The organism is Nonomuraea sp. NPDC003709 (assembly GCF_040610775.1).
In the GTDB taxonomy this organism is placed as follows: Bacteria; Actinomycetota; Actinomycetes; order Streptosporangiales; family Streptosporangiaceae; genus Nonomuraea; species Nonomuraea angiospora_A.
In genome coordinates, this window is the sequence record NZ_JBEXMW010000017.1 from 182,863 (window position 1) to 194,841 (window position 11,979).

The 11,979-nt window shown below is 72.8% G+C and carries 14 protein-coding genes; 8 read left to right on the forward strand and 6 right to left on the reverse strand.

The annotated features are described in order from the left end of the window. Positions 1-7: 7 nt before the first annotated feature. The 4 genes from ABZX61_RS41675 to ABZX61_RS41690 form a co-directional block, all read right to left on the reverse strand. On the reverse strand, positions 8-1,753 hold the full coding sequence (locus ABZX61_RS41675) for a hypothetical protein (RefSeq protein WP_355202416.1): 1,746 nt from the start codon (positions 1,751-1,753) through the stop codon (positions 8-10). Then, entirely contained in the window at positions 1,746-3,023 is a 1,278-nt protein-coding gene (locus ABZX61_RS41680) for an FAD-dependent monooxygenase (RefSeq protein WP_355202419.1), read from the reverse strand. The genes ABZX61_RS41675 and ABZX61_RS41680 overlap by 8 nt, the downstream gene beginning before the upstream one ends. 176 nt (positions 3,024-3,199) lie before the next feature. Continuing rightward, on the reverse strand, positions 3,200-3,712 hold the full coding sequence (locus ABZX61_RS41685; protein WP_355202421.1) for a fasciclin domain-containing protein: 513 nt from the start codon (positions 3,710-3,712) through the stop codon (positions 3,200-3,202). Positions 3,713-4,125: 413 nt separating this feature from the next. Beyond that, entirely contained in the window at positions 4,126-4,422 is a 297-nt protein-coding gene (locus ABZX61_RS41690) for a hypothetical protein (RefSeq protein WP_355202424.1), read from the reverse strand. Between the two features lie 18 nt (positions 4,423-4,440). Between ABZX61_RS41690 and ABZX61_RS41695 the strand changes: the two genes are divergently transcribed. The 3 genes from ABZX61_RS41695 to ABZX61_RS41705 all read left to right on the forward strand — a co-directional run bounded on the left by ABZX61_RS41695 (position 4,441) and on the right by ABZX61_RS41705 (position 6,053). Further along, on the forward strand, positions 4,441-4,650 hold the full coding sequence (locus ABZX61_RS41695) for a hypothetical protein (protein ID WP_355202426.1): 210 nt from the start codon (positions 4,441-4,443) through the stop codon (positions 4,648-4,650). Continuing rightward, positions 4,647-5,129 carry an NUDIX hydrolase gene (locus tag ABZX61_RS41700; RefSeq protein ID WP_350732185.1) on the forward strand — a complete coding sequence of 161 codons (483 nt, stop codon included), beginning with the start codon at positions 4,647-4,649 and terminating at the stop codon, positions 5,127-5,129. The genes ABZX61_RS41695 and ABZX61_RS41700 overlap by 4 nt, the downstream gene beginning before the upstream one ends. Positions 5,130-5,237: 108 nt before the next feature. Beyond that, entirely contained in the window at positions 5,238-6,053 is an 816-nt protein-coding gene (locus ABZX61_RS41705) for an alpha/beta fold hydrolase (RefSeq protein ID WP_355202428.1), read from the forward strand. Between the two features lie 9 nt (positions 6,054-6,062). Here ABZX61_RS41705 and ABZX61_RS41710 read toward each other — a convergent pair whose 3' ends face one another. Continuing rightward, entirely contained in the window at positions 6,063-6,917 is an 855-nt protein-coding gene (locus ABZX61_RS41710; RefSeq protein ID WP_355202431.1) for a nuclear transport factor 2 family protein, read from the reverse strand. Between the two features lie 104 nt (positions 6,918-7,021). On the opposite strand from ABZX61_RS41710, the gene ABZX61_RS41715 reads away from it, so the two are divergent. The 3 genes from ABZX61_RS41715 (at position 7,022) to ABZX61_RS41725 (ending at position 9,817) form a co-directional block, all read left to right on the forward strand. After that, entirely contained in the window at positions 7,022-7,588 is a 567-nt protein-coding gene (locus ABZX61_RS41715) for a helix-turn-helix domain-containing protein (protein ID WP_350732180.1), read from the forward strand. 54 nt (positions 7,589-7,642) lie between these two features. Beyond that, positions 7,643-8,557 (forward strand): LysR family transcriptional regulator, encoded by a 915-nt coding sequence (locus ABZX61_RS41720; protein ID WP_355202434.1) that lies wholly within the window; start codon positions 7,643-7,645, stop codon positions 8,555-8,557. Between the two features lie 96 nt (positions 8,558-8,653). Then, a complete protein-coding gene (locus ABZX61_RS41725; protein ID WP_355202436.1) occupies positions 8,654-9,817 on the forward strand; it encodes an NAD-dependent formate dehydrogenase in 1,164 nt (387 codons plus the stop codon). 52 nt (positions 9,818-9,869) lie between these two features. On the opposite strand, the gene ABZX61_RS41730 is transcribed toward ABZX61_RS41725, so the two are convergent. Continuing rightward, positions 9,870-10,418, reverse strand: coding sequence for a helix-turn-helix domain-containing protein (locus ABZX61_RS41730; protein ID WP_355202439.1), 549 nt, complete (start codon positions 10,416-10,418; stop codon positions 9,870-9,872). A gap of 86 nt (positions 10,419-10,504) precedes the next feature. Between ABZX61_RS41730 and ABZX61_RS41735 the strand changes: the two genes are divergently transcribed. Together ABZX61_RS41735 and ABZX61_RS41740 are read left to right on the forward strand one after the other, a co-directional pair. Beyond that, a complete protein-coding gene (locus ABZX61_RS41735) occupies positions 10,505-11,719 on the forward strand; it encodes a cytochrome P450 (RefSeq protein WP_355202443.1) in 1,215 nt (404 codons plus the stop codon). 13 nt (positions 11,720-11,732) lie between these two features. Continuing rightward, positions 11,733-11,933, forward strand: coding sequence for a ferredoxin (locus ABZX61_RS41740; RefSeq protein WP_355202446.1), 201 nt, complete (start codon positions 11,733-11,735; stop codon positions 11,931-11,933). Positions 11,934-11,979 lie beyond the last annotated feature (46 nt).

The window sequence follows — 11,979 nt, forward strand, 5'->3', positions numbered from 1 at the left end:
ACCAGCACTATGGGGAGCACAGGTACGGGCGGGAGAGTGTCAGGGCGGTCGCCGTGAGGGCCATCCCGAACAGGACCGGCGCGAGGTGCCAGAGGTCGACGTACCCGATGGCCAGGTGGGTGAGGACGGCGGGCACGAACCCGGCGACGGCCGCGAGCGACAGCGTCCACCACACCCACGACTCACCCCGCCGCCATCCCCAGGCGCTCAGCAGGGTGATCGCCGCCGCGGCGGCCAGCAGCGCCCCGCCGAACCCGGCCCTGTCGTGCGCGACGAACGGCAGCAGCCGCGTCCCGGCCGCCGCCCGCAGCGCGTCCGGCCCGGTTCCCAGGTACTCCAGGTCGCTCGGGACGAAGACGCCGCCGAGACCGACGGCCGACACGGCCACGCCGCCGACGAACAGCCCGACCCCGGTGACCACCATGAGGAGCTGGCCGGTGAGCGCCCGGCGGCGTTCGCCTTCGGGTCCGTCCGGGCGGGAGGTCCATCGAGGGCGCTCCCGGGGCCGCCGGGCCGCGGCCAGGAACATGGGGAGGAGCACGACGGCCAGCGCCGTGTGCAGCGGCTCCACGTACCCGTGGGTGAAGAGGTAGGGCACGGCGGCGAACCCGATCGCCCCCGAGACCAGGTACGCCTCGCGCGCCCACGGCCACCCGCGGCGCATGCCCCCGGCGGTGAGTCCGAGGTAGAGGACGCCGACGGCCACCATCGTGCCCGCCAGCGTGATCCGGTCGTGCCGCAGGAAGTGGACCAGGTGGTGGTTGACGGCGTGTAATGCCTCCTGGTCCATGTCGAGGAAGGCGCGGTCGTACCAGAGCAGCACCGGCCCAAGCGCGACCGCCGCGGCGACGAGCCCGGCGACTGCGATGACGGCCCCGGTCACCAGCCCCCACCACCAGCCGGGCCACCGTCGGGGGTCGCGACCGACGGCCCGCGGCGAGGGGGCGGGCGCGGTGGAGGTCGCCGCCTCCATCACCCGCCCGAACCACCCGGGGCCTGCCTCGATCAGGAGGGCCGGTGTGGCGAGCACGATCTTGGCGGGATCGGCAAGAATGCGGGCCGCCGCTCCAACGGCCGGGGAAGCGGGCAACACGATGCCCCCTTCACACACCCCCACACCACACTCGGCCCCGCCCACTCCCACGCCGCGCTCAAGCCCACCCGCCTCCACTCCGCGCTCCCCCCGGGGCCCGCCGCGCTCTGCCTGGGGCTCCTCCACGCCCTGGTCTGACCGAGGCCACTCCACGTCGCGCCCCGCCCGAAGCTCCTCCCCGCCGCGCCCCGCCCGAAGCTCCTCCCCGCCGCGCCCCGCCCGAGGCTCCTCCTCGTCGCCCGTCGGCAGGATCGCGTCCACGTGTGCTGCCAGGGCGGCGGTCACGGCCGGGTCCCCCGTGCGGACCAGCAGCGGCACCCGCCTGCCCGCCGCCGCCTCCCGTACCAGCGGCACGTCCGCGAGCCCGACCGGCTCCACCAGGATGAGCCCCGCCCCGAGCGGCGGCAGCGCACGTACGGCGTCCCGGGCCACCTCCGGTGGCACCGCCGCGCCCAGCCGGCTGCGCACCGCCACTCCGTCCACGGTGCCCGACAGATGCGCGGGCGGGTGCCGATGCCCGAGCAGCCGCGCGACCGCCCGCCCGCCGCCGGGCAGCGATCCCGTCCAGGCCAGCGTCCGCAGCGCCATCCGCCGCGACCGCCGTACGCCCAGCAGCGCCCCCGCGATCCCCCGCAGCGGCTGGTACGTCCAGTCAGGCATCGCTCCCCGGCCCTCCACCCCGTCCTCCGTCCGGCCGTCCACCCGGCCTTCCACCCGGCGGTCCGCCCGGCACTCCGCCCGGCCCTCCGCCCGGCATTCCATCGAGCTCGGGCAGCGGGTCGGTGCCCCGTTCCGCCGACTCGGGTGGCGTCCATCCGAGGAGTGGATCCATCGACCGCAGCAGCAGCCTGGGCGGCACCATGCGGGCGGCGAGGTTCCGTGACCACGCCCCCGGTCCCCAAGCCATCAGGGACGCCGCCCCCATCCGGGCCGATCGGCGCACGATCGCCCGGGTACGGGGCCGCCGCACCCGGTCGTACCGCGCGAGCGCCACGTCCACGTCGCGGTCCGAACGCAGGCAGGCGGCCAGCGTGACCGCGTCCTCCAGCGCCGTGCCCGCCCCCTGCCCCAGCGCCGGGTCCATCGCGTGCGCCGCGTCCCCCAGCAGCGCCACCCTCCCCCGCACGTACGTGGCCAGCGGCGGCACCGCGTACACGTCGTGCCGCAGCGCGGCGTCCTCAGGCACGGCCGCCAGCAACTCGGGCACCGGATCGGGCCAGCCGCCGAACCTGCTCACGAGCCCCGCGTACGCGTCCTCCTCGCCGCCTTCGGGCGCCCGGGCCGCAGCGAAGCAGTAGAACCGCCCGCCCCGCAGCGCGGCGAACCCGAAGCGCTCTCCGCGCCCCCAGAAAATCGCCCCTTCGGCGCCTCGCCCGCCCAGCGGCTCGGTCACCGCCCGCCACGCCGTACATCCGGCGTACCGAGGCGCCCGCGCCTCCGGCCACCCCTGCCGCCGCACCCGGCTACGGATCCCATCGGCCCCCACCACCAGGTCCGCCCGCACCTGCCCGCCTCGGTGCTCGACCACCCCGTCGCCGTCCGGCCGCACGGCTTGCACCTCGCTGCCGGGCCGCAGGAGGTCCGCCGGCAGTGCCGCCACGAGGACCCGCACCAGCTCGGCCCGGTGCACCATGAGCAGCGGCCACCCGTGACGCCTCGCCACGTCGGCGTTGTCGGTCCTGGACAGCCATCGCCCGGCCCGGTCCCGCACCCCGCCCACGGTCTCCACGCCGGCGATCGCCCGTACCCGGTCGGCCAGGCCCAACGCGGCGAGGGCGCGCGTGGCGTTCGGCCAGAGCGCCAGCCCCGCCCCGATCTCGCCGAACTCGACGGCCCGCTCCAGCACGGTCACCCGCCACCCGATCCGGTGCAGCGCGATCGCCGCCGCCAGCCCTCCGATCCCCCCGCCGACCACGACCGCAGCAGGCACGACCCGCACCCCCGACATCCTTTTGAGCGACTGCTTAATCAGACCATAGACCGATTTAAGCGATCGCTCAACCGTCGAGGGCGGCGCACGCGGTCGGCAACCCTGGCATGGGAAGGACGGGAGCCGGCGGGGAGCGCGGCCGATGGTGACCGCGCTCCCCGATAGGGCAGATCCCGTCAGTGGGGCAGCAGGATCTTGTCGACGATGTAGACGGTGGCGTTGCTCGTCATCACGCCGCCGCAGACGATCTTGGCGTCGTTGATGGTGAGGTTCTCACCGGAGCCCTTCACGGTCAGGGACCCGCCCTGCATGGTCTTGAGCGTGGCGCCCTCGACCAGGTCGGACGGCGCCTTCTTGCCCATCACGACGTGGTAGGACAGCAGCTTGGTCAGCGCTTCCTTGTTGGCCATGAGCTTGTCCTGGGCTTCCTTCGGGATCGCGTCGAACGCCTTGTTGTCCGGCGCGAAGACCGTGATGTCCGTGGCGGAGTCCAGTTTCTCCTCGAGCCCGGCCTTCTTCACCGCCTCCGACAGCTTGGACAGCTCGGAGATCTTGGAGAGTGCGGTGCCGACGGGCTGGTCCGCGACCTCGGCCAGGTTGCCCTCGATCGCGGAGCAGCCGGGTCCGGACGGGCTGGCGGCGGCGGTCGCGGTCGGCGAGGGCGACATTTCCGGAGAAGTGGGTGACATTTCCGGAGAGGTGGGCGACATCTCTGGCGAAGTCGGCGACATCTCCGGGGCGGCGGTCGTTTCCTCCGGCGATGGCACCGGCGTACGCGTGTGGACAGCTGCGCCGGCGGTACCAGTGGCACCGGCGGCCAGCGCCAGCGCCGCCGCGAGAAGCACTTGTTTCACTGTGATCCCCCCGAGTTCGGAGTGCCGCGGCGGGCGAACCTGCCACGGCTCGAACGCAGCCCCGGGCTCGCACCCCGGCTGCCTCTCCAGTGTGGGCAGCCATTGAGAACACGGGAGTTACATTTCACCCAAAAAGCCACAAAAGCCGTACACCACAACTTTTGCCCGCCATATCTCGGCGCAGGTTTGGAACCCGACGGTCCCTGGCCCGCCGGAGCCCGCGGGCCTCGGGTCCCTTTAAGAAGCGTTCAGAGCACCGGCCGCAGGGCGATGATCGCGCCGTGGGTGGGCAGCGGCGGTTCGGCCGCCGCGACCTGGTCGAGCCGTTCGATGTCCCGTGCGGCCGCCTGCACCGCGCTCCTGACAGCGGGCACGTCGGCGCGGGCGTGCTCCGGCAGCACGACCACCATCCGCGCCGACGTTCCGCTGACCTCGGGGAAGACGTGGGAGAGGTGGTCGAGTGCGTCCTGTGACTGCGAGCCTGACGGAGCCGGCGCGACGCCGTCGCCATCGTCCGGCGCGGGCAGGCCGACGGCGTCTTCCACGACCACCTGCCCGCCGAGGTGCTCGCGCCCGCCCTCGGCGGGCTGATGCTGTCGCTGCTGGAGAGCGTCAACGCCGGCCTGTGGGAGGACTCCGGGCGGGGGGCGGCCACCGCGATCCTGAGGGGTGCCCCCGAGCGCGCGGCCGGCGTGGCGGCCGGGCCGGCGCGCTGGGAGACGGCCCGGCGCTACCGGGATCCCGGGGGCGGAACGGGTAGCGTGGACGGATGAGCAAGTCGTTCCTGGAGCCGGCCGAGTGGTACGCGACCCTTCCGGCGTTCTACGCCTCGGCGTGCGTGCTGCTCACCGATACCGAGGACCGGGTCCTCGTGGTCAAGCCCAACTACCGGCCCCACTGGGCGATCCCCGGCGGCATCATGGAGGCCGACGAGCACCCCCACGAGTGCGCGGTCCGCGAGGTCGAGGAGGAGCTCGGACTGCGCGTGACGGTGAGCCGGCTCCTGGTGGTGGACTGGGTGCTGCCGGTGGGCGACCGGCCGCAGAGCATGGCCAACTTCCTGTTCGACGGCGGCACGGTCACGGATCCGAGCCAGATCGTCCTGCAGGCCTCGGAGCTCGACGACTTCGGCTTCTTCCCCTGGGACGAGGCGGCCGGGCTACTCCCCGCCGCCACCACCGCCCGCATCCCGGCGGCACGGCGGGCACGCAAGGACGCCCGCACCGTCTACCTCCCTTTCACCCCCCAGTAGCCCCTCTCGGTACGTCCAGGCACCTGTGATGTGTTCCGCGCGCCCACAAAACCTAGTAGCTCTAGGAAATAGGCTAGCATTCCTAGGAACGACCGAAAGGGGATCATCATGGCCACGCTGGACGTACCAGGCGCCAGGCTTTACTACGAGGTCAGCGGCGACGGACCCGCACTTTTGCTGCTGCCCGGCGGCGGCGGTGACGCGGCGATCTTCGACGCACTGGCCGGCCCGCTCGCCGAGCACTTCACGCTCATCACCCTCGACCCGCGCGGCTACTCGCGCAGCCACCTCGACGGCCCGGCCGTGGACCAGCGGGTCGAGGTGCAGAGCGAAGACGCCCGCCGGCTGCTCGACGCCGTCACCCCCGACCGGCCCGCCTACGTCTTCGGCGGCAGCAGCGGCGCCATCGTCGGCCTCGACCTGCTCGCCCGGCACCCTGAGCGGGTGCGCCGCCTGGTCGCCCACGAGCCCCCGTGCTTCGCCGTCCTCCCCGACGCCCCCGCGCAGCGGGCCTTCGTCGAGGAGGTGCACCGGCTCTTCCGCGAGCAGGGGCTCGCGGCCGCGTCCGCCCGGTTCATGGAGGGCATCGGCGGGACCCTCCGGCCGCTGCCGGACCCGGCCTCGCTGCCGCCCCGGGCCGCCGAGATGATGACCCGGCTGATGAACAACGCTCCGATCATGATGGAGCATGAGTTGCGGCAGTTCACGTCCTACGTCCCCGACCTGGCCGCGCTCGGCCGCGTCTCCGACCGGCTGGTCCTGGCCGCCGGGCACGAGACCAGGGGGCACCTGCCCTACCGGCCGGCCGCGCTGCTGGCGGAGCGGCTCGGGCTCGGGCTGGTCGAGTTCCCCGGCGGGCACAGCTTCACCGACGCCCCCGAGGAGTTCGCCAAGCAACTGATCGAGGTGCTCACCGCCCCCTGACCGGGGCTCTCACGCGCCGGCCACCTCGCGCATCAGCTCGGCCGAGGCCATCGGGTTGCCGTAGTCGCGCGAGTGCACGATGAGCCCGTCCCGCACCGTCACGATCATGACGTACGTGGAGGCGAACGACCTGCCCGTCGCCGTGACGGATCCGTGCAGGGTGAACTCGGCCACCACCACGTCCGGGTCCGCGGTCTCCAGCAGGTTGACCGCGTCCGCGCGCTCGAACCGCCACAGCCCCTTCACCGCCTCGACCCGGGCACGCAGGAGGTCGCTGCCGACCGAACGCGTGGGCACGCCCGGCGGGGCGAACGGGATCTCGATGACCACGTCCGGCGCGTACAGGGCGAGCATCGCCTCGTAGTCGCCGGTCGCCGAGACCTCGATCAGCCGCGCGGCGACCTCCCTGGCGCTCCCGGGCCGCACGGGCGCGAGCACGGCCGCCAGTTCGGGCAGCATGCCGACGGCTTCGGCGGCGCCCACGGCGTTGGGGTAGTCGAGGTAGGAGACCACGGCGCCGTCGCGGACGCGGATCACCCCGAGCGACGAGGCGAACCGGAACGGCGTGCCGCCGGCGCTGCCCTCCGGCTCGAACTCGACGACGACCACCTCCGGGTCGGCGGCCTCGTAGACGGTGGCGTGGACGTCGTCGAAGCTCAGCAGCCGAGCGATCCCACCGGAGGCGCCCTGTTTCATGTGCTCTCGGATGGTTTGCACTCCTTCGAATCGGCGCGGCTGCCCGGGCATGCCGAACCGCAGCTCATAGACGGCGTCGTCGGCGAACACGGCGGTGAAGGCGTCGGCATCCCTGCTCGCCAGGGCCTGGCGCAGGTGCTCGACGACCGCCTGAAGGTTCTCGGACATGGTGAATCCCCTCGGAGAGAACGGAATAGAATCGGAACGCACGCCCCGTTTCAGGATTGGACGATACGGAACGCGCGCCCCGTTTGTCTAGAAGGGAGCCATCGATGACGCCGGACAAGCCGCTGCGCGCCGACGCCCGCCGCAACCGCGACCGCGTGCTGCAAGCCGCCGAGGCCGCGTTCTCAGCGGAGGGCATGGCGGTTCCGCTGGACGAGATCGCCCGGCGGGCGGGCGTCGGCGCCGGCACGGTCTACCGGCACTTCCCCTCTAAGGAGGCGCTGTTCGAGGCCGTGATCCACGACCGGATCGGGCAGTTCGCCGACGAGGCCCGCACGCTCTCGGCGGCGGAGCGGCCCGGCGAGGAGTTCCTCGCGTTCCTGGGCCGGGTGATCGATCAGGCGATGCTCAACAAGGCGCTGTGCGACGCCTTGGAGGCCGCCGGATCGCCGGTCAAGCCGTCCGACGGCGTCCAGCGCGACGTGTGGGAGGCCTTCGGCGCCCTGCTCGGCGCCGCCCAGCGCGCCGGCGCCGTCCGCGCCGACGTCGACGTCTCCGACCTGCGGGCCCTGCTGTCGGGGGCGCTCGCCATGGAACGCCACGCCCGCGACAGCGACCGTCCCGCCGGCCGGCTGACCGGGCTCCTGCTGGACGCCCTGCGCCCTCGCCCCTGACCCCGCGAAAAGATGGACGCGGCAGGGGCCCGCGGGGCATCCTATGGCGTGCTGTTGCGCCAGTTGGAGTATCTGGTGGCCCTGGCTCGGGAGCGGCATTTCGCCCGTGCCGCCGCGGCCTGTCACGTCTCCCAGCCGTCGCTGTCGGCGGCCATCCGCAAGCTCGAACGCGAGCTGGACGTGCCCCTCGTCCGGCGCGGCCAGCGCTTCGCCGGGCTGACCCCGGAGGGCGAGCGGGTGCTGCTGTGGGCCCACCGGATCCTCGCCGACGCCGACGCCCTGCGCCAGGACCTGTCGAAGATGCGCGAAGGGCTGTCGGGCACGCTGCGGATGGGCGCGATCCCGACCGCACTGACCGCCGCCTCGCTGCTGACCACGCCGTTCTGCGAACGCTACCCGCACGTACGGGTCCTGCTGACCTCGCTGTCGTCGAGGGAGATCACGCGGCGGCTGGCCGAGTTCGAGATCGACATGGCGATGACGTACCTCGACGACGAGGAGGAGTTCGGTGAGGTGCATCCCCTCTACGAGGAGCGCTACCTGCTGCTGACGCCGTCCGACGGCGAGCTGGCCGAGCGCCGGGTGGCGCGCTGGGCGGAGGTGGCCGCGCTGCCGCTGTGCCTGCTGGCCCCCGAGATGCGCAACCGCCGCATCCTGGACGCCAACTTCCGCCAGGCCGGCGCGGTGGCCGTGCCCGCGATCGAGACCGACACCGTCTCGGCCCTGTTCGCGCACGTCGCGACCCACCGCTGGTCCAGCGTGATCGCGCACGCCTGGCTGCACATGTTCGGGGTGCCCGAGGGCATGCGGGTCGTCCGGCTGGAGCGGCCCGCCCGGGAGCCGCGCGTGGGCCTCGTCCTGGCCGGCACGGGCCCGGAATCGGTGATGGCCCGGGCGCTGCTGGACCTGGCCCGCGACCTCGATCTGCGCGAGGTGTTCGACCGGCTCACCCACGACCACCTGGCATAGAAGCCCTCTATCACCCGATAGGCACAAACGCTTTGACCTGCGGATATACGGCGGCGGACAGTGAGATCATCCCCCGACCGACGAGGAGCAGAGGCCATGGCCAAGGTGCTGTGCGTGCTGTACGACGACCCGATCGACGGGTACCCCACCTCATACGCGCGGGACGACCTGCCCGCGCTGACCGGCTACCCGGGCGGCCAGACGCTGCCCAGCCCCAAGGCGATCGACTTCACCCCCGGCCACCTGCTCGGCAGCGTCTCCGGCGAGCTGGGCCTGCGCCGCTTCCTCGAAGAACGCGGCCACACCCTGGTGGTCACCTCCGACAAGGACGGCGACGACTCGGAGTTCGACCGTGAGCTGGCCGACGCCGACGTGGTGATCTCCCAGCCGTTCTGGCCCGCGTACCTGACCGCCGAGCGCATCGCCCGCGCACCCAAGCTGAAGCTGGCCGTCACCGCCGGCATCGGCTCCGACCACGTCGACCTCGACGCCGCCATCGCCCGCGGCATCACCGTCGCCGAGGTCACCTACTGCAACAGCATCAGCGTCGCCGAGCACGTCGTAATGATGATCCTGTCCCTGGTGCGCAACTACCTGCCCTCCCACCGGACGGTGCTGGACGGCGGCTGGAACATCGCCGACTGCGTCGCCCGCTCCTACGACGTCGAGGGCATGCACATCGGCACCGTCGCCGCCGGCCGCATCGGCACGGCCGTGCTGCGCCGGCTCAAGCCGTTCGACGTGCACCTGCACTACACCGACAAGCACCGCCTGCCACGCGAGGTCGAGGAGGAGCTCGGGCTCACCTTCCACCCCGACGCCGCCGCCATGGTCCCGCACTGCGACGTGGTGACCGTCAACGCGCCGCTCCACCCGCAAACCGAAGGGCTGTTCGGCGACGAGCTGATCGGCTCGATGAAGCGGGGCGCGTACCTGATCAACACCGCCCGCGCCAGGATCGCCGACCGCGACGCGATCGTGCGCGCGCTGGAGAGCGGGCAGCTCGCCGGGTACGCGGGCGACGTCTGGTACCCCCAGCCCGCGCCCGCCGACCACCCGTGGCGGACCATGCCGCACCACGGCATGACCCCGCACATCTCCGGCTCCTCCCTATCGGCCCAGGCGCGTTACGCCGCCGGCACCCGCGAGATCCTCGAATCGTGGCTGGAGGGCACGCCGATCCGCGAGGAGTACCTGATCGTGGAGGGCGGCGCCCTGGCCGGGGCCGGCGCCCACTCCTACACGACCCGGACGCGTTGACGCGACCGGGTCGGAAGGCGGCGGGCGCCTCCCGCGCCCGCCGCCCCGGGGATCAGGGCTCCAGGCCCTTGCGGAGCAGCAGCCACGCCCTGTCGGCGGTCTCGCGCCGCAGGTCCGCCGGTATCTTGGCGAGCAGCCCCGCGATCATGCCCAACGCCGTCACCAGATCCTCGGCGGTGACGTGCTCGCGTACGCGGCCGGCCTCCCGCGCCCTGGCCAGCGGCCCCTCCAGCAGCGCCTCCACCTGATAACGCAGGCTCATGATGCGCGGATCCGTGGCGCTGACCATCGCGATGAACGCCGTCGAGGCGATCGCCTGATCGGTCGTCAGCGCCAGCACGTCGTCGAGCGTGGCCGCGGGGTCGGTGGCCAGCGCCTCCAGCGCCTTGATGCCCTCGTCGAACACGGCCAGCGCGAGGCTGACGCGGTCGGGGAAGTGCCGGTAGAGGCTGCCCTGGCCGACCCCGGCCGCCCGCGCGATCGAGGTGAGCGGCGCGTCGAAGCCGTCCGTGGCGAACAGCTCGCGGGCCGCCTCGATCAGCGCCGCGCGGTTCTCGGCGGCGGCGCTGGGGCCTCTGTTGGGTCGACGCGTGTTGGGCATAGGAGTACGGTAGCAACCGGACGACATCGTCCGGTATTCCTGGAGCGCGACATCGCCAGTTCCGTACCCTTTTGAGGAGATACCGCATGACGCAGAGCGAGCAGGTCCTGAGCTATCCGATCCCGAGCGAGGCGGCGCTGGAGCCGCCTGCCGAGTGGGCGGACCTGCGGGGGAAGTGTCCGGTCGCGCGGGTCACGCTGCCCAGCGGCGACGAGGCCACGCTGCTCACCCGGTACGAGGACGTCAAGCAGGTGCTGGCCGACCCGCGCTTCACCCGCCTGCTGAACGCGCCCGACGCGGCCCGGCTGTCGGCCAACGACGACGGCGGGCTGTTCAGCAGCGAGATGGCGGCGATCATCCCGGACAGCGGGGAGCCGCACCAGCGGTGGCGGCGCCTGGTCGGCAAGTACTTCACCGCCAAGCGCATGGCCGCCCTGCGGCCCGCCATGGCGCAGATCGCCGAGCAGCTCATCGACGACATGGTCGAGCACGGCGCCCCCGGCGACCTCAAGGCGTCCCTGGGCTTCCCTCTGCCCGTGTACGTGATCTGCGACCTGCTCGGCGTGCCCGCCTCCGACCGGGACCGCTTCGCCCACTGGTCGGACAGCCTGCTCAACCTGACCAAGTTCACCCAGGCGGAGACCGACGCCTCGCAGGCCGAGTTCATCCAGTACATGTCCGAGCACGTGGCCGCCAAGCGGGTGACGCCGGGCGACGACCTGCTCAGCGAGCTGATCGAGGCGAGCGCCGCCGAGGGCGAGGGCCTGACGGACGTCGAGCTGCTGGCCACCGGGATGGGGCTGCTCGTGGCCGGGCACGAGACCACCGCCAACATGATCGGCAAGATGGTGGGGATGCTGCTGTCCGACCGCACCCGCTGGGAGCGGCTGCTGGCCGACCCGTCGCTGGTGCGTACGGCGGTGGAGGAGGTGCTGCGCTTCGACGCCAACTCCGGCTTCGGCCTGCCCCGCTACCTCAAGGAGGAGACCGAGGTCAGCGGCACGGTGCTGCCCCGCGGCACCACCGTGATCTGCAGCATGGCCGCCGCCAACCGCGACGAGAGCGTCTTCGACGCGGCCGCCGAGATGGACCTGACCCGCACCCCGAACCCGCACCTGGCCTTCGGCTCCGGCTCCCACTCCTGCCTCGGCCAGTCCCTGGCCCGCACCGAGCTGCAGGTCGTCCTCGAGGTGCTGCTGCGCAAGCTGCCCACCCTGGAGCTGGCCGTGCCGGTGGAGGAGCTGCACCGGGTGGAGGGCCTCGTGGTCGGCGGCCTGCGCCAGGTCCCGGTCCGCTGGTGAGGAGGAGACTCAGATGAAGATCGTCGTGGACGAGGCCAAATGCTGCGGCGCGGGCCAGTGCGTGCTGATCGCGCCGGAGGTGTTCGACCAGAACGAGGACGACGGCATCGTCATCCTGCTGGAGGCCGAGCCCGCCGCGGACCGGCATGCCGCCGTACGTGAGGCCGCCGCCGTCTGCCCGGGGGCCGCCATCCAGGTGGACGAGGACGCCTGAGCCCTGACCGCGCCCGCCCGGCCCCGGCCACCCGGGGCCGGGCCTC

Coding starts and splice junctions, on each gene's coding strand:
- ABZX61_RS41725 (WP_355202436.1), top strand. CDS start 8,654: ATGGCCAAGGTGCTGTGCGTGCTGTACGACGACCCGATCGACGGGTAC.
- ABZX61_RS41700 (WP_350732185.1), top strand. CDS start 4,647: ATGAGCAAGTCGTTCCTGGAGCCGGCCGAGTGGTACGCGACCCTTCCG.
- ABZX61_RS41730 (WP_355202439.1), bottom strand. CDS start 10,418: ATGCCCAACACGCGTCGACCCAACAGAGGCCCCAGCGCCGCCGCCGAG.
- ABZX61_RS41715 (WP_350732180.1), top strand. CDS start 7,022: ATGACGCCGGACAAGCCGCTGCGCGCCGACGCCCGCCGCAACCGCGAC.
- ABZX61_RS41735 (WP_355202443.1), top strand. CDS start 10,505: ATGACGCAGAGCGAGCAGGTCCTGAGCTATCCGATCCCGAGCGAGGCG.
- ABZX61_RS41740 (WP_355202446.1), top strand. CDS start 11,733: ATGAAGATCGTCGTGGACGAGGCCAAATGCTGCGGCGCGGGCCAGTGC.
- ABZX61_RS41685 (WP_355202421.1), bottom strand. CDS start 3,712: ATGTCACCCACTTCTCCGGAAATGTCGCCCTCGCCGACCGCGACCGCC.
- ABZX61_RS41705 (WP_355202428.1), top strand. CDS start 5,238: ATGGCCACGCTGGACGTACCAGGCGCCAGGCTTTACTACGAGGTCAGC.
- ABZX61_RS41675 (WP_355202416.1), bottom strand. CDS start 1,753: ATGCCTGACTGGACGTACCAGCCGCTGCGGGGGATCGCGGGGGCGCTG.
- ABZX61_RS41710 (WP_355202431.1), bottom strand. CDS start 6,917: ATGTCCGAGAACCTTCAGGCGGTCGTCGAGCACCTGCGCCAGGCCCTG.